Annotated in this window: 17 protein-coding genes; 11 read left to right on the forward strand and 6 right to left on the reverse strand. The window is 58.5% G+C overall.

Features of this window, described 5'->3' with window-relative positions:
- Positions 1-2: 2 nt before the first annotated feature.
- Both nuoN and F475_RS13040 read left to right on the forward strand, forming a co-directional pair.
- Entirely contained in the window at positions 3-1,466 is a 1,464-nt protein-coding gene (gene nuoN, locus F475_RS13035; protein ID WP_018925505.1) for an NADH-quinone oxidoreductase subunit NuoN, read from the forward strand.
- A 209-nt stretch (positions 1,467-1,675) separates the two neighbouring features.
- A complete protein-coding gene (locus F475_RS13040) occupies positions 1,676-1,924 on the forward strand; it encodes a type II toxin-antitoxin system Phd/YefM family antitoxin (RefSeq protein ID WP_111454063.1) in 249 nt (82 codons plus the stop codon).
- A 124-nt stretch (positions 1,925-2,048) separates the two neighbouring features.
- Here F475_RS13040 and F475_RS13045 read toward each other — a convergent pair whose 3' ends face one another.
- Positions 2,049-2,513 (reverse strand): GNAT family N-acetyltransferase, encoded by a 465-nt coding sequence (locus F475_RS13045; RefSeq protein ID WP_111454064.1) that lies wholly within the window; start codon positions 2,511-2,513, stop codon positions 2,049-2,051.
- 375 nt (positions 2,514-2,888) lie between these two features.
- On the opposite strand from F475_RS13045, the gene F475_RS13050 reads away from it, so the two are divergent.
- The 3 genes from F475_RS13050 to F475_RS13060 all read left to right on the forward strand — a co-directional run bounded on the left by F475_RS13050 (position 2,889) and on the right by F475_RS13060 (position 5,045).
- Positions 2,889-3,239 carry a toxin gene (locus F475_RS13050; RefSeq protein ID WP_111454172.1) on the forward strand — a complete coding sequence of 117 codons (351 nt, stop codon included), beginning with the start codon at positions 2,889-2,891 and terminating at the stop codon, positions 3,237-3,239.
- Positions 3,229-3,543, forward strand: a complete 315-nt coding sequence (locus tag F475_RS13055) for a DNA-binding transcriptional regulator (protein WP_007940887.1) — start codon at positions 3,229-3,231, stop codon at positions 3,541-3,543. The genes F475_RS13050 and F475_RS13055 overlap by 11 nt, the downstream gene beginning before the upstream one ends.
- Before the next feature lie 176 nt (positions 3,544-3,719).
- Positions 3,720-5,045, forward strand: coding sequence for an OprD family porin (locus F475_RS13060; RefSeq protein ID WP_111454065.1), 1,326 nt, complete (start codon positions 3,720-3,722; stop codon positions 5,043-5,045).
- Positions 5,046-5,590: 545 nt separating this feature from the next.
- On the opposite strand, the gene F475_RS13065 is transcribed toward F475_RS13060, so the two are convergent.
- The 5 genes from F475_RS13065 to F475_RS13085 form a co-directional block, all read right to left on the reverse strand.
- The gene (locus tag F475_RS13065; protein WP_086945151.1) at positions 5,591-5,923 is read right to left on the reverse strand and encodes a DUF2790 domain-containing protein; all 333 of its coding nucleotides are present in this window, start codon (positions 5,921-5,923) and stop codon (positions 5,591-5,593) included.
- 79 nt (positions 5,924-6,002) lie between these two features.
- A complete protein-coding gene (locus F475_RS13070; protein ID WP_018925500.1) occupies positions 6,003-6,203 on the reverse strand; it encodes a co-regulatory protein PtrA N-terminal domain-containing protein in 201 nt (66 codons plus the stop codon).
- Positions 6,204-6,439: 236 nt separating this feature from the next.
- Positions 6,440-9,592 (reverse strand): CusA/CzcA family heavy metal efflux RND transporter, encoded by a 3,153-nt coding sequence (locus tag F475_RS13075; protein WP_111454066.1) that lies wholly within the window; start codon positions 9,590-9,592, stop codon positions 6,440-6,442.
- 40 nt (positions 9,593-9,632) lie between these two features.
- On the reverse strand, positions 9,633-10,826 hold the full coding sequence (locus F475_RS13080; RefSeq protein WP_111454067.1) for an efflux RND transporter periplasmic adaptor subunit: 1,194 nt from the start codon (positions 10,824-10,826) through the stop codon (positions 9,633-9,635).
- Between the two features lie 49 nt (positions 10,827-10,875).
- A complete protein-coding gene (locus tag F475_RS13085; protein WP_064618804.1) occupies positions 10,876-12,135 on the reverse strand; it encodes a TolC family protein in 1,260 nt (419 codons plus the stop codon).
- Positions 12,136-12,601: 466 nt separating this feature from the next.
- On the opposite strand from F475_RS13085, the gene F475_RS13090 reads away from it, so the two are divergent.
- From F475_RS13090 to F475_RS13110, 6 genes are all read left to right on the forward strand, one after another.
- Positions 12,602-13,276: a heavy metal response regulator transcription factor gene (locus F475_RS13090; protein ID WP_007940896.1), complete on the forward strand. Its 675-nt coding sequence runs from the start codon at positions 12,602-12,604 to the stop codon at positions 13,274-13,276.
- Positions 13,273-14,673 (forward strand): heavy metal sensor histidine kinase, encoded by a 1,401-nt coding sequence (locus tag F475_RS13095; RefSeq protein WP_111454068.1) that lies wholly within the window; start codon positions 13,273-13,275, stop codon positions 14,671-14,673. The genes F475_RS13090 and F475_RS13095 overlap by 4 nt, the downstream gene beginning before the upstream one ends.
- A 376-nt stretch (positions 14,674-15,049) precedes the next feature.
- On the forward strand, positions 15,050-15,178 hold the full coding sequence (locus F475_RS30740; protein WP_256597110.1) for a hypothetical protein: 129 nt from the start codon (positions 15,050-15,052) through the stop codon (positions 15,176-15,178).
- Positions 15,179-15,221: 43 nt separating this feature from the next.
- Positions 15,222-16,454, forward strand: coding sequence for a YcaO-like family protein (locus F475_RS13100; protein WP_111454069.1), 1,233 nt, complete (start codon positions 15,222-15,224; stop codon positions 16,452-16,454).
- A complete protein-coding gene (locus F475_RS13105) occupies positions 16,451-17,410 on the forward strand; it encodes a trans-aconitate 2-methyltransferase (protein ID WP_111454070.1) in 960 nt (319 codons plus the stop codon). The genes F475_RS13100 and F475_RS13105 overlap by 4 nt, the downstream gene beginning before the upstream one ends.
- The gene (locus tag F475_RS13110) at positions 17,410-18,288 is read left to right on the forward strand and encodes an alpha/beta fold hydrolase (RefSeq protein ID WP_111454071.1); all 879 of its coding nucleotides are present in this window, start codon (positions 17,410-17,412) and stop codon (positions 18,286-18,288) included. The genes F475_RS13105 and F475_RS13110 overlap by 1 nt, the downstream gene beginning before the upstream one ends.
- The last annotated feature ends 5 nt before the right edge of the window (positions 18,289-18,293 follow it).

Genomic DNA, 18,293 nt, shown 5'->3' on the forward strand with positions numbered 1-18,293 from the left:
CTATGGAATTCACGACTCAACACTTTATCGCGCTTGCGCCGTTGTTGATCACCAGCGCCACGATCATCGTGGTGATGCTGGCTATCGCGTGGCGCCGCAACCACTCGCAAACCTTCCTGCTGTCGGTGGCAGGTCTTAACCTGGCCTTGCTGTCGATCCTGCCAGCCCTGAAAGTCGCGCCATTGGCCGTGACCCCGTTGCTGCAGATCGACACCTTCGCCTGCCTGTACATGGCGCTGATCCTGGTCGCCACCCTCGCCTGTGTGACCCTCGCCCACGCCTACCTGGGCGATGGTGGTACGGGCTACCCGGGCAACCGTGAAGAACTTTACCTGCTGATCCTGATGTCCGCCGCCGGTGGCCTGGTGTTGGTCAGCGCGCAGCACCTGGCCGGCTTGTTCGTCGGTCTGGAACTGCTCTCGGTACCGGTCTACGGTCTGGTGGCTTACGCCTTCTTCAACAAGCGTTCGCTGGAAGCCGGCATCAAGTACATGGTGCTGTCGGCCGCCGGTTCCGCGTTCCTGTTGTTCGGCATGGCCCTGCTCTACGCCGAAGCCGGCAGCCTGAGCTTCAACGGCATCGGTCAGGCCCTGGCGGCCACCGGCCTGCCTAGCCCGATCGCGCAACTGGGCCTGGGCATGATGCTGATCGGCCTGGCGTTCAAACTGTCGCTGGTACCGTTCCACCTCTGGACCCCGGACGTTTACGAAGGGGCTCCGGCACCGGTGGCAGCGTTCCTGGCCACGGCCTCCAAAGTGGCTGTGTTCGCGGTGATGGTGCGTCTGTTCCAGATCTCGCCAGCGGCGAGCAGTGGCGTGCTGAGCAACGTGCTGACCGTCATCGCCATCGCGTCGATCCTGTTCGGTAACCTGCTGGCACTGACCCAGAGCAACCTCAAGCGTCTGCTGGGTTACTCGTCCATCGCACACTTCGGTTACCTGCTGATCGCCCTGGTGGCGAGCAAGGGCCTGGCCGTGGAAGCCATCGGCGTGTACCTGGTCACCTACGTGATCACCAGCCTCGGCGCGTTCGGTGTGATCACCCTGATGTCCTCGCCGTACAGCGGCCGTGACGCGGATGCCCTGTACGAATACCGTGGCCTGTTCTGGCGCCGTCCGTACCTGACCGCCGTCCTGACCGTGATGATGCTGTCCCTGGCTGGTATCCCGCTGACCGCGGGCTTCATCGGCAAGTTCTACATCATCGCCACCGGCGTCGAGTCGCACCAATGGTGGCTGGTCGGCTCCCTGGTACTGGGCAGCGCCATCGGCGTCTTCTACTACCTGCGTGTGATGGTCACCCTGTACCTGATGGAACCGAACCTGCGTCGCCACGATGCGCAACTGCACTGGGAACAACGTGCAGGCGGCGTGATGCTGCTGGCGATCGCCGTACTGGCGTTCTTCCTCGGCCTGTACCCACAACCGCTGCTGAACCTGGTTCAACAGTCGGGGTTGGCGGGTTGATCGCTTAAGCTGATACTCGGTAGAAAACAGAAACGGCACCTTCGGGTGCCGTTTTTGCGTTTGTGGGATTTGTTACCGCTGCCCTCCCCTCCTTCTGCAATCCCCGAAACCTCGCGCGGGAATGTCCGTTTCGTCCTACATCCAACACTGCGCAATTGGCTCTATCTTGAATGACTGGCTGGATCGATAAATCAACGCGAGAAATAACAATGAACCGTAACATTGTCGTTCCGTTGGCCGAAGCAAAAAACAATCTGCCCAAACTCGTCGATGATGCAACAGCCGGACAGATCATCACAATTGCCAAACATGGTCGGGCTCTTGCGCGTCTGGTTCCTGTAGGCAAACCCAGAGGTCAGCGGATCGGAGCGATGAAAGGCAAACTGGTGCTTCCGGAAGACTTTGACACCTCACTGCCTGACGACATGCTCGATGCTTTTGAAGGCGCTCAAGAATGAGGCGTCTCGAAAACCTAGACATTGGTGGCCCTTGCCCCACGTTTCGAGTGCCGTTTTTGCGTTTTGAGATTGGAGCTTTCAGGCGCCAAATTATGCAGTGCTACTCAGGTCGGCCCCGAAGCCATCACAGTTTCTTCACCATAGGAACGCAGGCCAGTTGAAGACCGGAGGGGGAATGGTAAACCGCGGGGTCCTCCCCAATGTAACCACAGCGTCGATAAAAGTCGGCGGCATTCAAAGTCGCATCCAGACGGACTTCCACCAGGCCAAGATCCCGCGCCAGATCTTCGAGAAAGCCCACGATACGCTTACCCAGGCCTCGTTCCATAAAGTCAGGATGTATAAAGATTGCGCCGATTTCGCGGTTCTCCGGATCCAGCATGCCTGTCGCCACAGGCTCACCCTGAACGCACCCCAGATAGAAATATTTTTCCATGAGCACACAGTAACCGTCCTCTGCTGCCCCCGATGTCCAGGTCAGCATTTGCTTCTCGGTATAGGCACCGATGCATTGATGTCGGATGGCTAGCCGCCGTATGTCGAATGCAGTCTGGGCATCGCTTTGGGTAGCTTTTCTAATTTCGAACATTTCACTCTCCATCAGCCATGTGCAGACGGAGAATCAAAAAGCCCCGTCCATCTCTGGCGGGGCTTTGGGTAAGACGTCAAATACCAAGCACGTATGACCTTATGGCCCGCCGGAAGCGGTCATAAAGGAACACATCATGTTCATTCGGCGTCGATCATTCATCGGCAGATAGTGCTGTGGATGATCCGATGAGTCAATCGCGAACGCCCCTTCCCCCCGGCATTACCCGAACAGTCTCACCGGACTGGTCGCTTCGTCCTACAGGCGTTTTTACGGCCGGGGTCTACCTTGAAAACGGGGGACGAAAAGGATGGCATCGAAGCCTTGACCTATTCGATTATCAAGACAACACTATACGCAGGTGACGTACAGAACATGGATGCTCTATTTATCGAATTACCTGCGTTTCAGAAACACCGAGACGATTACCTGGATGACGATCTGTTTCACAGTTTCCAGTTGGAGCTGCTGAAAAACCCCGAAGCGGGCGATCTCATTGAAGGCACGGGCGGGCTGCGAAAAATCCGCTTTTCCGATCAACGTCGCGGTAAAGGCAAGCGTAGCGGGCTTAGGGTGATTTATTACTGGTGGTCAGGTTTCGATCAATTCTGGCTGTTCACCTTGTATAGCAAAAACGAGCAAGACGACCTGTCGCCTTCCCAGAAAAAACTTTTCAGACAAACGCTGGATAGAGAAATCAACACGAGAACCCACTATGAAACGTGACATTTTTTCCGAACTGATGGAAGGCCTCGAAGCCTTGGCCGACGAGCGCCAAGGCAAGGTCACGCTGCGGACCCACAAGGTCAAGCTGCCGAAACTGGTACCCATCACTGCCGAGGAAGTGGTAGCCATCCGTCAACAGCTCAATCTTTCCCGGTCGGTGTTCGCCATGTATCTGCGCACCAACACCCGAACCCTCGAAAACTGGGAACAAGGACGGGCAACACCAAATGCCCAAGCCACGACACTGATCCGCTTGGTTGAACGCTTTCCGCAAACAATCGAACAACTCGCAGCGCTGACCTGAACGTGCAAGGTTGTCATTCCACGCACATGACGAAATTGTAATTCCCCCATCACCTTGGCGTTATCCGCAGCTTGCAACGATGTCACCCGGCGACCATGCCGGCGGGCCCTTGCCCGTCGAACAATAAAACCCACGCCGAAGCACGTTCCCGTTCTGCCGAACCCAAGGAGTGATTGATGGTTAACAATACAAAAATGTCGATAGCCGCTTTAGCGGTGGTTGTCGGCTCCGGGCCGTCCATGGTGTTGGCGGAAGAAAAACCCGAGGGGTTTATCGAGGGCAGCAGCCTGACGGTGCTCAACCGCAACTTATACTTCAATCGTGATCACCGTGACGGCCAGTCGAGTCCCACCGGCAATGGCTATTCCGAGGCCTGGGCTCACGCGGTCATCAGCAAGTTCGAATCCGGCTTTACCCAAGGCACCGTTGGATTCGGGGTCGATGCGTTTGCGATGATCGGCTTGAAACTCGATACCGGTGACGGGCTCAACGGTGGCCGTAGTTCTTTCGACGTGTTGCCGGTCGACAGCGATGGTCAGGCGCGGGATGAATACACCAAGGTCGGTGGCGCCGCCAAAGTTCGCGCCTTCGATACGGTGGTGAAGGTCGGCGATGTGTTCCCCGCCAACCCGGTGGTTGCGGCGGGTGACTCCCGACTGTTGCCGGAAAGCTTCCGGGGTGTCACGGCCACCAACAACAGTATCGAAGGTCTGTCGGTACAGGGCGGTCGCCTGCATGCGATGAGCCAGCCGGTGTCCAGCGACATGCGCGAAAACTTCGCGACTTTCTACGCCGGTCCAGTCAACTCGCCGTGGATCGGCTATCTCGGTGGCGACTATGCACTGAACAAAAACCTCAGTTTCAGCCTGTATTCCAGTCGCCTCAAGGATGCCTGGAATCAGTATTACGCCGGCACCGCATGGACTTATCCGCTGTCGGATGACCTGTCGCTGTTCGGTGGCTTGAACTATTACAAGGCGGTCGACGAAGGCAAACAACTGCTCGGCGAGTTCGACAACAACATCTGGAGCGGCCGTGTCGGGGTGAAACTCGGCGCCCACTCCGTTGCCTTGTCGCACCAGCGCAACAATGGCAACGACGACTTCGATTACCTGCGCCAGTCCGACTCGATCTTCCTCGACAACTCCATCCAGTACAGCGACTTCAACTCGCCCAAGGAACGTTCCTGGATGGTGCGTTACGACCTCGATATGAGCAGCTATGGCGTGTCGGGTTTGTCGTTCATGACTCGTTACGCCCGCGGCACCGACGCCGATTACTCCAACGCCAACGCCGTTTACATGCGCCGCGATGCCGACGGCAACCCACTGACTGACCAGAAGCGCTGGGAGCGCGACATCGAAGTCAAATACGTGGTGCAGAGCGGCTCGCTGAAAGACATGTCTCTTCGTTTGCGCCAGGCCACCACCCGCGCCACGGCGTTTGAGTCGGATCTGGATGAAGTGCGGGTGATTGTCGAGTATCCGCTGGCGATTCTCTGACTTCACGGCTAATGCAAATTCACCTTTAGAAGCTCCTTGCTCCTTTGGTAAGAGGTGAATCTTTTGGCGTCCTTCGGGGCGCCTTTTTTATGCCCGTGAATTGAGCACTGCAGAAGCAGCCTTCGGCGACGCCTACAGGGTCGGCTTCTGTTTCGGGAGGGTTTGGTGTTGGCTTTTTCATGATTTCGGCATTCAGCGTGATGGTTAGAACTGACCCATTCGGTTCCACGCGAAAAGGAGGCAGCTGTACGCAGGTTGGAACCCGGGCCACTGAGCAAAACCCGACAGACTCGAAGTCTCCCGCGCACAGCCGCCATAACGGAGTGCACACATCAAGGTGCGCACGTCATGAAAGGCGCTTTTGCTTTCAGTGGAGCCGCGGGGTTCCAATTCCGATCACTGAATTGGCAGCGACAAACACAGGCTAGAGAGCGGACGTCCGACGGACAACCTGAAAACATTGTGGGAAGCCTCCCTACCCTCGCCATATCTGTTAAACATCCCGAATTGAAATACTCAACGTAGGTTGGAGGCCCTCTGTGCCCTCACCCGCCCTGTCGGCGGCAATCGCCTGCCACGGTGTATTTGATGGTATTGAGTTGGCCCTTTGAATCTTCATAGGTCATGGCAGTCGGCACCACGGAGCAGGCAACTTGCGGTCGCACAACGCTCACCACTTTGACCACATCCAACTTCATCCCGTATTCGTAATCTTTCACCACCGGCGCAGGTTTGCCCTGGTTGGCCGCGTATTGCTGCATGGCTTGGGCGTTGGCACTGAACGCCCTCTCAAACGTCCTGTCACCGCCGCCTTCTGCCAGCGCATTCAACGACATCGCCATCACACCGACGAACGCCATCAACTTAAAAACTTTCATATCCAGTACCTTCAAATCCAGGCTCAAAAAAAAGCCCACCATCGGCCTTCGATGACGGGCTAGTTCAGGTGCGACACGCTTACAAGTCTTTGGTCTTGTCGTCCTTTTTTTCATTCAACACGACGGGGTTACGCGCCTGTTCCTTGGCGACAAACGCCTCCACCGAACGGTCATTGGCCGCCATCATTTTCTCAAAGACTCTGTCGCCGCCACCTTCAGCCAAAACAACAGAAGACATCACCAACGCCGCTGCGAACGCACTCAGTTGTACAAATTTCATGCTTGATTCCTCGTTTAATTAACTAACGGGATCAAGGTAACAATCCGAACCTTTCGTGACGGTGGCGCGCAAATTACATATCCGTTATGTAACCTGAAAGGCACCTGTGGCGAGGGAGCTTGCTCCCGCTGGGTCGCGAAGCGGCCCCTCCTTCACAAAAAAAGAAGGGGCCTGCTACGCAGTCCAGCGGGAGCAAGCTCCCTCGCCACAGATAGTGGTATGCCTGAAACATTGGCTTATGAGGTGGGACTTCTCTCCTCTTCACCTCGGTGCGCGAGCTGATACAGCGCCGGCAAAATCAGCAGCGTCAGGATGGTCGAAGACAGAATCCCGCCGATCACCACCGTCGCCAACGGTCGCTGCACCTCGGCACCCGTGCCGGTCGCCAAAGCCATGGGAATGAAGCCCAGGGACGCGACCAGCGCCGTCATCAACACCGGGCGCAGACGTGTGAGCGCACCTTCATTGATTGCATCAGCGAGCGAACGCCCCTCCTCCCGCAAATTGCGGATAAACGCGATCATCACCAGACCGTTGAGCACCGCCACCCCCGATAGCGCAATGAAACCAACGCCCGCCGAGATCGACAGCGGAATATCCCGCAGCCACAAGGCCATGACGCCCCCGGTCAACGCAAACGGAATCCCGGTGAACACCAGCAAGCCATCCTTGAGGTTGTTGAACATCATGAACAGCAAGCCGAACACCAACAGCAAGGCCACCGGCACCACGATCTGCAAGCGTTTGGCCGCCGACTGCAACTGCTCGAACTGCCCGCCCCAGCCGGTCCAGTAACCCGCCGGCACCTGCACATCGCGCTCAATCACCTCACCGGCCTCTTTAACGAAGGAGCCAATATCGCGCCCACGCACGTTGGCGCTGACGATCACCAGCCGCTTGCCGTTTTCGCGGCTGACCTGATTCGGCCCGAGCACCAGATCAAGGCTGGCGACGTCCTTGAGGGCGATGAAGCCAATCTGATCAGCCGCGCCATTCAAAGGCGCCGGCACCGGAATCAACAGTGCCGACAAACCTTCGATGTCCTTGCGCATGGCATCGGACAGGCGCACCACCATGTCGAAACGCCGATCGCCTTCATACAGTGTCCCGGCCTGACGCCCGCCGACCGCCACCGCAATGGTGTCTTGCACGTCACCGACGTTGAGCCCGTACCGCGCCGCCTTGTCGCGGTCGATGTTGATGGTCAGCACCGGCAGGCCAGTGGTTTGCTCGACCTTGACCTCGGACGCGCCGTTGACCTTCTGCATGGCGGCAGCGATCTTCACCGCCGTGGCGTTGAGCACGTCCATGTCATCCCCGAACACCTTGACCGCCACATCGCTGCGCACGCCGGAGATCAGTTCGTTGAAGCGCAACTGGATCGGCTGCGACAGTTCATAGTTGCTGCCCGGCAGCGTCGCGGCGGCTTGTTGCAGTTCGGCCATCAGCGTTTCGCGGGACTTGCCCGGATCCGGCCACTGCGCCTTCGGCTTGAGCATCACGTAGCTGTCGGAGATGTTCGGCGGCATCGGGTCGGAGGCGATTTCGGCGGTGCCGGTACGGGCGAACACACGCTCGACTTCCGGCACCTTGTTGAGAATCAAGGTCTCCAGACGCTGCTGCATATCCACCGATTGCGTGAGGCTGGTGCCCGGCACGCGCAAGGCTTGCAGGGCAAAATCGCCCTCACTGAGGCTCGGCACAAACTCGCTGCCCATGCGGCTGGTAAGCACGCCGCTGAGCACAATCACAGCCAGCGCCGCACCCACCGCCATGGCGCGATGGGACATCACCCACGCCAGCGCCGGCGCATAAACGCGACGCGCGCCGCGCATGACCACGCCCTCTTCTTCCTTGACCTTGCCGGTGACAAACAACGCGATGGCCGCCGGCACAAACGTCACCGACAACAGCATGGCGCCCAACAGCGCGATGACCACCGTAAAGGCCATCGGGTGGAACATTTTCCCTTCGACACCGCTCAGGGCGAAGATCGGCAGGTACACGACCATGATGATCAACTGGCCAAAAATCAGCGGCCGCCGCGCTTCTTTGGCCGCCGCGAATACTTCGTGGAAACGCTCGGAACGGCTCAGCAAACGCCCGTGATGCTGCTGCGCATGGGCCAGCCGTCGCAGGGTGTTTTCGACGATCACCACCGCGCCGTCGACGATGATGCCGAAGTCGAGGGCGCCGAGGCTCATCAAGTTGGCACTGACTTTGTTGGTGAACATGCCGGTGAAGGTGAACAGCATCGACAGCGGAATGACCATCGCGGTGATCAACGCCGCGCGGATGTTGCCCAGGAACTGGAACAGAATCGCGATGACCAGAATCGCCCCTTCCACCAGGTTCTTCTTCACCGTGGCGATGGCCTTGTCCACCAGGTGCGTGCGGTCATACACCGGCACCGCAATCACGCCCTTGGGCAGGGAACGATTGATCTGCTCAAGCCTGGTCGCCACCGCCTGGGAGACTGTTCGGCTGTTTTCGCCGATCAGCATGAACACCGTGCCCAGTACCACTTCGCGACCGTTTTCGGTGGCGGCACCGGTACGCAGTTCGCGGCCGATGTCTACCGTCGCGACGTTCTTGATCCGGATCGGCGTACCGTCGACATTGGCCATCACGATATTGGCGATGTCGTCAGTGCTCGCCACTTGCCCGGGCGCGCGAATCAGCAGCTGCTCGCCGCTGCGCTCGATGTAACCGGCGCCGACGTTGGCGTTGTTGCGCTCCAGCGCCGTGACCAGATCGGTGAGGGTCAGTTTGTAAGCCGCCAGCCGCTTCGGGTCGGGGGCGATCTGGTATTCCTTGGCGAATCCGCCGATGGTGTTGATCTCGGCCACACCGGGCACGTTGCGCAATTGCGGCTTGATGATCCAGTCCTGAATCACCCGCAAATCGGTTGGCGTGTAGGCGGTGCCGTCGTCCTTCAGCGCACCGTCCTGCGCCTCCACCGTCCACAGGAAAATCTCCCCGAGCCCGGTGGAAATCGGCCCCATCAGCGCTTCCGCGCCCTCGGGCAATTGCTCCCTGGCGATCTGCAAGCGCTCGTTGACCAATTGCCGGGCAAAGAACAGATCGGTGCCGTCCTTGAAGATCACCGTGACCTGCGACAGCCCCGAACGCGACAGCGAACGGGTCTGCTCCAGCGCCGGCAAACCGGCCATGGCGGTTTCAATCGGGAAGGTGATGCGCTGCTCGGTTTCCAGCGGCGAGAACCCGGCCGCGCCGGTGTTGATTTGCACCTGGACGTTGGTGATGTCCGGCACGGCGTCGATCGGCAGTTTTTGGTAACTGGCGACGCCGAGGCCGGCCATGAGGAGAACGGCGAGCAGCACGATGATGCGCTGCTCGATGGCAAACTGGATCAGGCGTTCGAACATGAGAACCTTCCGGTCGAGGTTGACGGATCAGTGGGAGCCTTCAATGAGAATGCTCGGCTGAGGCTTTGCCCAATTCCGATTTGAGGATGAAGCTGCCGGCACTGGCGACTTGCACGCCCGGTTCCAGCCCTTGGGTGACTTCCACCAGACCGGCCGCGCGACTGCCCAGCTCCACCGCTTGCGCCTTGAAGCCGTCATCGGTGCGCACGAACACCGTGGGTTTGTCCTCGACGGTCTGGATCGAGGTTTCAGGTACGGCGACCCTGGCTTGGCGACTGTCGGTCGCCACCAGCGCGGTGACGAACAGGCCGGGGCGCCACGAGCCTTGCGGATTTTCCAGGGCAACGCGGACCGTTGCAGTGCGGGTCTGTTCACCGAGCAAACTGCCGACGTAGGCCACGGTGCCGGCGATTTCAGCATTGAGTTCCGGGGCGCTGACGGTGACCGGTTTGCCCACTTGTACCTTGGTCAGATCCTTGGGCGAAACGCCGAACGTCACCCACACCCGCGACAGGTCGGAGAGGGTAAAAGCCGCCGAGGTTTCATCGACCACCTCCCCCGGCGTCAGGTGTTTTTCCACCACCACACCGTCGAACGGCGCGCGCAGTTCATAGCGATTGCCGCCGGTGGCGACCACGCTGCCACTGAGCACGCTGATTTTTTGCCGGGCATTGGTCAGGGCAATTTCGGCTTCTTCCAATGCCTGGCGTGCCTGAAGGAAATCCTGCTCGGCGGAGATCTTGTCCTGCCACAGTTTTTTCTCGCGTTCGTAGGTGGTGCGCGCCAAGGTCAGGCGCCGCTGCGCGGCAGCCTGTTCGCTGCGCTGATCAGAGATCTGCTGACTGGCGATCACCGCCAGCAACTGGCCCTTCTTCACCGACTGCCCGAGATTGACCGACACCGACTCGACCACGCCAGGGACGCGCGGCACCACGTGCGCGGTACGGTCCTCGTCAAAGCGCACTTCGCCGGGGAACGGCAAGCCGAGGCTGATGTTCTGCGCCCGCGCTTCGGCCAGTTGAATGCCCGCCGCTGCGATCTGTTCGGTGCTCAGCTCCAGGTGCCCTTCTTCTGTATGTTCACCGTTGGCTGCTGTGCCTTCTTCAGCGTGACCGGCGTGTTCCGCCGCTTCATCGGCGTGAGCGTCGATGGACGCATTTCCCGGCCACATCGAGCCAATACCAATGCCCAGCGCCAACGTCGCCGCAGCCACCACGATCAGTTTTTTTTCCATGGAAACTCCTCTGCGCCATGCCATCGCGCAGTGATTTGAAAGATGAAATTCAAGGGCTGACGGTGAGGTCGCCGAAGATGCGTTCGATGCGTACTCGCGCGTCCGTCGCCTCGCTGACGGCCTGGATGTATTGGCTGCGTGCGCTGATCAGGGTGCGCTGGGCGTCGAGCACATCGAGGAAGCCGAACTTGCCCATTTCGAAACCGCGTGTGGCGCTGTCGACCGCACTTTGCGCGGCGGGCAGGATGGTCTGGTTGAACGCTTCGACTTCGCCGTTGGCGGTCTGCCATTGCTCAAGGGCGGTCTGGATTTCCGTGCGTAAACGCAGTTCGGTGGCGTTGCGCAGATCCCGTGCCTGATCACTGCGCCGGGCAGCCGCCAGCACGTTGCCCTGATTACGGTTGAACAACGGAATCGGCATCGATAACCCGACCACGTTGACCCGTTCGCGCTCGGTTTCGCTGTATTGGCTGCCAATGCTCACGGTCAGGTCGGGAATGCGTTGCGACTTTTCCAGACCCAATGAGGCTTCGCGCTGATCGATCTGCAATTTGGCCAGACGCAGCTCGGCGGTCTCGTTCAGGCGCTCCAGCAATCGACTTGCCGATGGCACGGTGGGCATGCTTTGCGCGGCCGCTTGCACGGTGGTCGAGGTTGGCAACGGTGCGCCCATGACCTGCGCCAATTGCTGGTAGGCGTTGGCCCGATCGCGTTCGGCGCGGCTCAGTTCCAGGCGCACTTCGGAGAGTTGCACGTGCGCCCGGGTGCCTTCGACTGGCGATGATTTGCCGGCCTCGATGCGTCCTTGGGCGACGCGCAAACCGTGTTCGGCCAGTTGCAGCGACTGGCGGGACAACTGCAAGCGTTGTTGCGCGGTCCGGGCGCTGTTGAACGCCTGAATCACATCGGCGCGCAAGGCATTGCGCTTGCGCTCCCACTCGATCCCGGCGGCGTCCTGCGCGCGGCTGGCGACGTCGATCCGTGCACCACGTTTGCCGCCCAGTTCGATCGGTTGGCTGAGCATCACCGTGGTGGTTCGCGAATCGCGCCGGGTGTCTTCGGCCTCCCACGACACTTCGGGGTTGGGGATCAGACCGGCCTGTTTGCGCTCACCCTCGGCGATGCCGATTTCCCACTGCGCAGCCGCCAGATCCGGGTTACCGGCAAATGCGGTTTGCAGGGCTTGATCGAGGGTCAGGGTCGATGCATGCACAAGCCCCGTGCCGGCCAGCCACACAACGCTGGCCGTCACTGTCCTCGCTGTTTTTTTCAGGCGTGCTCGCGCCGTCCGCTCTTTTAAACCGGGCAATGGAAGACTTCCTTTATTCAAGAATCTTTGATGCCGCCACGGTAGGGGTTTGAACTTATCGGCAAGGTGACTGGAACATTACAAATCCGTCATCCACGGCTTATGGAAGTTGTTTTGATCTAGGATGCGAAGTGCAAAAGGCGACATAGCAATACATGGAAACAAATACACGGTAGTTATCTGCCAAACAGCACTTGCCTGAATGTAGCGCATGGGCATTCGGGCTTGCCCGCTGCGACAGGCTGTCGCAGATGACCATACTCAGGGCTCAAGACTCAGCACTTCAGTTGACCCTGTAGCCACTACAGCCTTTACCTTGCACGCCATCACACAGGGAAACCGCTGTAGGAAACCAGCACTCACAACCTCTAGTCGTTATTCAAATCCGTCCGGAAGCCCCTACAAAAACAACAACTTTCCCGGCCACCTTAATTAAATATCCATTAAATAAAAGTGGTGATAAATCATGCGAATCCTTGTCGTCGAGGACGAGCTTAAAGCTGCCGAATACTTGCATCAGGGACTGACGGAAAGTGGTTATATCGTTGACCACGCGGCCACTGGCGCCGATGGACTGCATCTGGCGCAACAGCAGGCGTATGACCTGGTGATTCTGGATGTGAACCTGCCGGAACTCGATGGCTGGGGCGTGCTGGAACAATTGCGTCGCACCCATTCCACCCGAGTGATGATGCTCACCGCGCGCGGGCGTCTGGCCGACAAGATTCGTGGTCTGGATCTGGGCGCCGACGATTATCTGGTCAAGCCTTTCGAGTTTCCGGAATTGCTGGCGCGAGTGCGCACGCTGATGCGCCGCAGCGAAAACATCCCGGTGCCGCAGGTGCTCAAAGTCGCCGACCTGGAACTTGATCCAGGGCGCCACCGTGCCTTTCGCGGCGAGCAGCGCATCGACCTGACCACCAAGGAATTCGCCCTGCTGCACCTGCTGATGCGCCAGTCCGGCGAGGTGCTCACCCGTACCCAGATCATTTCGCTGGTGTGGGACATGAATTTCGACTGCGACACCAACGTGGTCGAAGTGTCGATCCGACGTTTGCGGGCGAAGATCGACGACCCGTTCGACAGCAAGTTGATCCACACCCTGCGCGGTGTCGGCTATGTGCTGGAGGCGCGGGAATGAAGCCGGCCAGCCTGTCGATGCGCCTGGGCCTGACGGTGAGTATTCTCGGCGCACTACTGGTAGTGTTCCTGGCGATCCTTGCCTACTTTGCCCTGACCCATGAGTTGAACGCGTTATCCAGAAACAGCCTGGCCCAGAAGGTGGAACAGGTGGAACACAGCCTGTCGCTGTACGCCGATGCCGCAGAAATTCGTTCGGCGCCGCACATTCTGCTCGATCAGGTCATGGGCCATGACAACCTCACCCTGACGATTTATGACCGCAGTAACTTGCGCACGCCTCTGTTGAAATCCGGCTCCGGCATGGCCGACCCGCGCCTTGAACGCAAGGCAGTACTGGCTGCCGACGAACCACTGGCGTTCTCCGACGGTACCGACGATCAAGGCAAGCACTACCTGACGGCCTCTCGGTTGGTCCGCATCAAGGACGGCACCCGCGTCCCGGTGCTGCTGTCGATGGACGATGCCCACAATCAGGCGTTGCTCAGCGCCTATCTGCGCTCGACGCTGATTGCTTTGCCATTGCTGCTGATCTTCATCGGCCTCAGTGCCTGGGCCGCCGTACAGCGGGGGCTGATGCCGTTGCGCGAGTTTCGCAAAGTGGCGGCGATGGTCTCGACGCAAGACCTCGGCCATCGACTGTCGGTGCTCGACATGCCCCAGGAACTCAGTGAACTGGCCTTGGGGATCAACGTCATGCTGGATCGCCTCGATAATGGTGTGCAGCAGTTGTCGCAGTTCTCCGATGACCTGGCCCATGAACTGCGCACGCCGATCAACAATTTGATGGGCAAGGCACAAGTGACGCTGTCCCGGGAACGCACGGCCGAGGCGTACAAAAACGTCTTGGTGTCCTGCACCGAAGAGCTGGAGCGTGTTGCGCGGATTGTCTCGGACATGCTGTTTCTGGCGCAGGCCAGTAACCCCGCAGCGCTCACATCTTTCGAGTCGGTCGCCCTGGAAGAAGAAGTCGAAAAAGTGGCCGACCTGTTTTCCTTGTCGGCGCAAGACAAGCGCATCAGCCTGAGCGTGACCGGCAGCGCGCGCGTGCTGGGCGACCGGCTGATGATTCAACGGGCGATCTCGAACCTGCTGTCCAACGCCCTGCGCCACTGTCCGGCCGGGCAAACGGTTTCGCTGCACATTGAGCAAGAGGCGACACAGGTTGCACTGGAAGTCAGCAACCCCGGCGCGGGCATCGAAGCGCAGCATCTGCCGCACCTGTTCGACCGCTTTTACCGGGTCGACAGCAGCCGCTCCCGCTCACAAGGCAGCACCGGACTGGGCCTGGCCATCGTGCGCTCGATCATGAGCCTGCATCAGGGGGTGGCACAGGTTAAAAGCTCGCCTGGGACGTTGACGGTGTTTCGATTGGGATTTCCCACCCCCGATGAATAGATGCCCAGTCATTCAACCTGCATTTTTTCTGAAACGCCTTCATACGCAATAGGAAAAATCGTCGCGCGAAGAACCCTGAAGAGCCACAAAAGTCAGTCATCACGATTTCGCACCTCCATGCAGCTGAAATTTCCGACAAGTGCATGCGTCGAAATCGTTGGGGCGGGTATGTCCCGCAATACCGTCCCATTCAACACCCGCCGATGCGTCACGAAAAAAATCGTCAAGCCGACAATTGATGTGTACGTATTTCAACACCCCTTGAATATGGTTTTTGAAACTTCCTGTCATTTTTGACCGAGCCAATACCTGCCTTATACATTTGCTCCGTGCTCGATACAGCACATCCAATGTCTAACAAAAAGAGAGTTTAATCATGGGTTATATGGGTAACTGGAACGCCAACAAAGTGATCGACCTTGAACAACAGGAAGCGCCTACGCCAGAGCAGGTTGAAGAACTGCAACTGACTGAGGCTGAACAGTCCGAACTGGAAGCTGTATAAAAAACGGGGGGCCGGCGCCCCCCGTTTCTCGAGGGAGCGAACAATGGGTTTCACACTTGCCGAACGAGAACTCACCCTGGAGCAAGCTGAACAGCGGATTCACGCTGAACTTGATAGCTTGGGCCTGCGTGTCGACACCCGCACACTGGGCCAGCAGATTGTCGCGGTCCATGCCTCTGCCAGCTCCAGCGATCACCACCACACCGCCAGGGGATCAGGTAAAGGCTACCCGCGCCACGCCCGTGTCGGTGCACTTTACGAAATGCTGGAACACTATTTAAGTGACCACTTGGATACATCCGACATTCACTATGTAGCCCCGCGCTATTTTTCCGACACATCACTATTTACCGACGACACAGCCCTGGCACTTATCGCCGAACAACCCAATGCCATAACAGCCTGCCGACAGTATACGGATGTTCTAAAGCGCACTTCATTTACATACCCGGTCGCTTTATGCACACCCGGTTATTCACGACGAACACTGATACAAGACACAACCAACTATGGCGCACTGCAACGTTATGCCAGTAATAGCGGAACCGCTATTGGCGCAACTTACAACGAGGCGATTTTGCATGCTGCCAATGAATGTATTGAGCGCGATGCGGTTTCGTTGTTCTTGCTGGAGCATTTCTACTACGAAAACCACGCGCCCCTGCGCCGCGTCGCACGCATGTCCGATCACGACGAGCTGGGTCGGCTGTGGCTGGACGCCGAAGCGGAAATCGGCGCCGAGATCGTCCTTGTCGACATCAGCACCGAATTCCTGCCGCGAACCTTTCTGGCCTTTTCAGCCGCGCCATGCACTCACCCGCGAGTCTTCGGCACCGGTTGCTCGATCGATGCCAGGCATGGCGCATGGCGAGCACTTACCGAACTGGTTCAGTTACATCTTTGGTCCTCGGAGCCTGAACTGAGAGACTATCTGAACAACGCTCAGCGGCATCTGACGGCCTTTCCTCGCCTGTTGCGCTGCCTGCGATTCGATCTGCATCCGCTGTTGAACCTGTGCGAGCAACAAACAGTAGTCTTGCCCGATGCTCGTGATGAACGACCATTGGCCGAGCAAATCAGCTTGCTGGCCGAAGACCTGCATCGGCATGGGCGCACGCTGGGCATTGCACCGCTTCACCAGACCGCCCTCGGGACCACGCTGGTCAATGTCGTCATTCCGGGGCTGGAGCGATTTTTCGTAGTCTCCAGCGGCAACGTGGTTATCCCGCAGGCGCGGGGACGGCGCTTGGAAAGGCGACATGGAGTGCCGGCATGAACGCTCGATCGGCAACGACTGCCCTCCATCGAGAACAGCGCTTGGCTCAATCCTTCGTCCGTCATGTGGCCTCCCCTGGCAAACTCGATCGTTACATCGAGCCCTTGGGGCCGGGGCTCCATCAGCTCTTTGTTCTGCGCGTGAATGGCTGCGACTGGGTGGGCCGAAAAGTCCTGCAACACACTGACACTGACGGCTGGCATATCAACAGCCTGCTCAGGCCCTGGATGTTGCTCGGACCGCTCGCTGAGTGGCATTGGGGCAATGAAGGTGCAGAGATCTATTTTCGAGGAGTTACCCGACAAGAAAAGGAAACGGCTTTCCACGTTGCGCAGACTAAACCGGACAGCGAGGTGTGTTTCCCGCTTCCTGTCACTGATGACACGGGCCTGGAGTTTGTTTGCCCGCCCGAATACTGGCAGTGCAATGAATCGCTCGCCAAGCAACTGGATGCCGACGAAAGCCACTTTCGCCAGCATTGCGCAACGTTACTCAAGACGATATCGAGTCCCGGCGCGGTGATCCATGATCCGGCGTGCTCGACTGGGGAATTCATTGCGCACCTGGCCCGCGAACTCCCCGACCGACATTGCCTGGGCTCCGATCGTTCGGCGTCGATGATCGAACATGCAAAAAATCGTCATGGCACCTCATCTGCCGAATTTTATCTGGCCGATGCCCGAAACATTGCCTCTGCCGGCATCAAATGTGATGTGCTGATACTGCGTTTCCTCAATGCCGAAGTCATGACTCGCGCCGATGCGCAGCAGACATTGCACGATATGGCACCGTGCGTGAATCCGGGAGGCACGATTATCGTTTTCGGCCATACGCCGGTACTGATTTCCGTTCCCTACATGGCCCAGATCCTGAAACTGCAGGTGATTTCCAGTGTAGCGGCCCGCCCCGGGCACACGGAGCTGTTCCAGTTCTACAGGCTGAAGGTTCCCATCTGATGGTGGTCTCCCCGATCAATGGCTACTACCCGACTCGTGACGGCCACCATCTCTATTGGGAGCGGCACGGCACCCCCGGCAGCGAACCGATATTTTTCCTGCATGGCGGGCCGGGTGGTCGTAGCACCCTCCATCATCTTGAGTTCTTCGATCTACGATGTTTCGATATCATTTTGTTCGACCAGCGAGGCTGCGGGCGCTCCCTTCCCCTCGGCGAGCTCCAGCACAACAACACTGGGCTATCCGTTGAAGACATCGATGCCCTGCGGCGGCATTTTGGTTTCGAAAAAATCAGTTTGCTGGGCATTTCATGGGGAAGCTGGTTGGCCATCCAATACCAGCAGCTCTATCCCGACGCCATTCTGAAAACCACGTTGGTCTCGGTGTTCATACCGTTTGTTGCGAACGTAAGCGCCTACGATAAAACCTTGAGCGAGGGTTTATCTCAATTCGCCATTGGCTCCCACGACGCCAGTGCGCGGGGTATCTACCAGCTACTGAGCAATGGTTGCGAGGTGCAACAGCGTCAGGCTGCCATCCACTGGCTGCAGGCTATTTTGCAATTGAACGGGCAATCGATGTGCCCGCACGCACTCGAAGACTTCGTTGATGAAGAAGCGGTGCGCGCCATCTGCCTGGAGTTGCATTACCACGTTAATCACTATTTCTTCACACGGGCGGACGAGCGTCTCCGCGTCGATGCCGATACCCTGGTGATACAAGGCATCAAAGACACCTTCGGCATGTCCAGCGTACGTTGGCTTCGCCAGCGCCAGAACATCCGTTGTCGTCTGCTCCACGCCGGGCACAACGCCTTCGACCTCGCGGTAATGAGAACCGTGCGCCAGTCGCTGAAACGAGAAAGTGGGCATAAATAGAAACG

This window comes from Pseudomonas sp. URMO17WK12:I6, from assembly GCF_003253625.1.
Classification (GTDB): Bacteria; Pseudomonadota; Gammaproteobacteria; order Pseudomonadales; family Pseudomonadaceae; genus Aquipseudomonas.

Bases quoted from the DNA above. Each gene is read 5' to 3' on its own strand.
- F475_RS13090 (WP_007940896.1), top strand. From the start codon at position 12,602: ATGCGAATCCTTGTCGTCGAGGACGAGCTTAAAGCTGCCGAATACTTG.
- F475_RS13060 (WP_111454065.1), top strand. From the start codon at position 3,720: ATGGTTAACAATACAAAAATGTCGATAGCCGCTTTAGCGGTGGTTGTC.
- F475_RS13105 (WP_111454070.1), top strand. From the start codon at position 16,451: ATGAACGCTCGATCGGCAACGACTGCCCTCCATCGAGAACAGCGCTTG.
- nuoN (WP_018925505.1), top strand. From the start codon at position 3: ATGGAATTCACGACTCAACACTTTATCGCGCTTGCGCCGTTGTTGATC.
- F475_RS13055 (WP_007940887.1), top strand. From the start codon at position 3,229: ATGAAACGTGACATTTTTTCCGAACTGATGGAAGGCCTCGAAGCCTTG.
- F475_RS13050 (WP_111454172.1), top strand. From the start codon at position 2,889: ATGGATGCTCTATTTATCGAATTACCTGCGTTTCAGAAACACCGAGAC.
- F475_RS13070 (WP_018925500.1), bottom strand. From the start codon at position 6,203: ATGAAATTTGTACAACTGAGTGCGTTCGCAGCGGCGTTGGTGATGTCT.
- F475_RS13080 (WP_111454067.1), bottom strand. From the start codon at position 10,826: ATGGAAAAAAAACTGATCGTGGTGGCTGCGGCGACGTTGGCGCTGGGC.
- F475_RS13045 (WP_111454064.1), bottom strand. From the start codon at position 2,513: ATGTTCGAAATTAGAAAAGCTACCCAAAGCGATGCCCAGACTGCATTC.
- F475_RS13095 (WP_111454068.1), top strand. From the start codon at position 13,273: ATGAAGCCGGCCAGCCTGTCGATGCGCCTGGGCCTGACGGTGAGTATT.
- F475_RS13075 (WP_111454066.1), bottom strand. From the start codon at position 9,592: ATGTTCGAACGCCTGATCCAGTTTGCCATCGAGCAGCGCATCATCGTG.
- F475_RS13040 (WP_111454063.1), top strand. From the start codon at position 1,676: ATGAACCGTAACATTGTCGTTCCGTTGGCCGAAGCAAAAAACAATCTG.
- F475_RS13110 (WP_111454071.1), top strand. From the start codon at position 17,410: ATGGTGGTCTCCCCGATCAATGGCTACTACCCGACTCGTGACGGCCAC.
- F475_RS30740 (WP_256597110.1), top strand. From the start codon at position 15,050: ATGGGTTATATGGGTAACTGGAACGCCAACAAAGTGATCGACCTTGAA.
- F475_RS13065 (WP_086945151.1), bottom strand. From the start codon at position 5,923: ATGAAAGTTTTTAAGTTGATGGCGTTCGTCGGTGTGATGGCGATGTCG.
- F475_RS13100 (WP_111454069.1), top strand. From the start codon at position 15,222: ATGGGTTTCACACTTGCCGAACGAGAACTCACCCTGGAGCAAGCTGAA.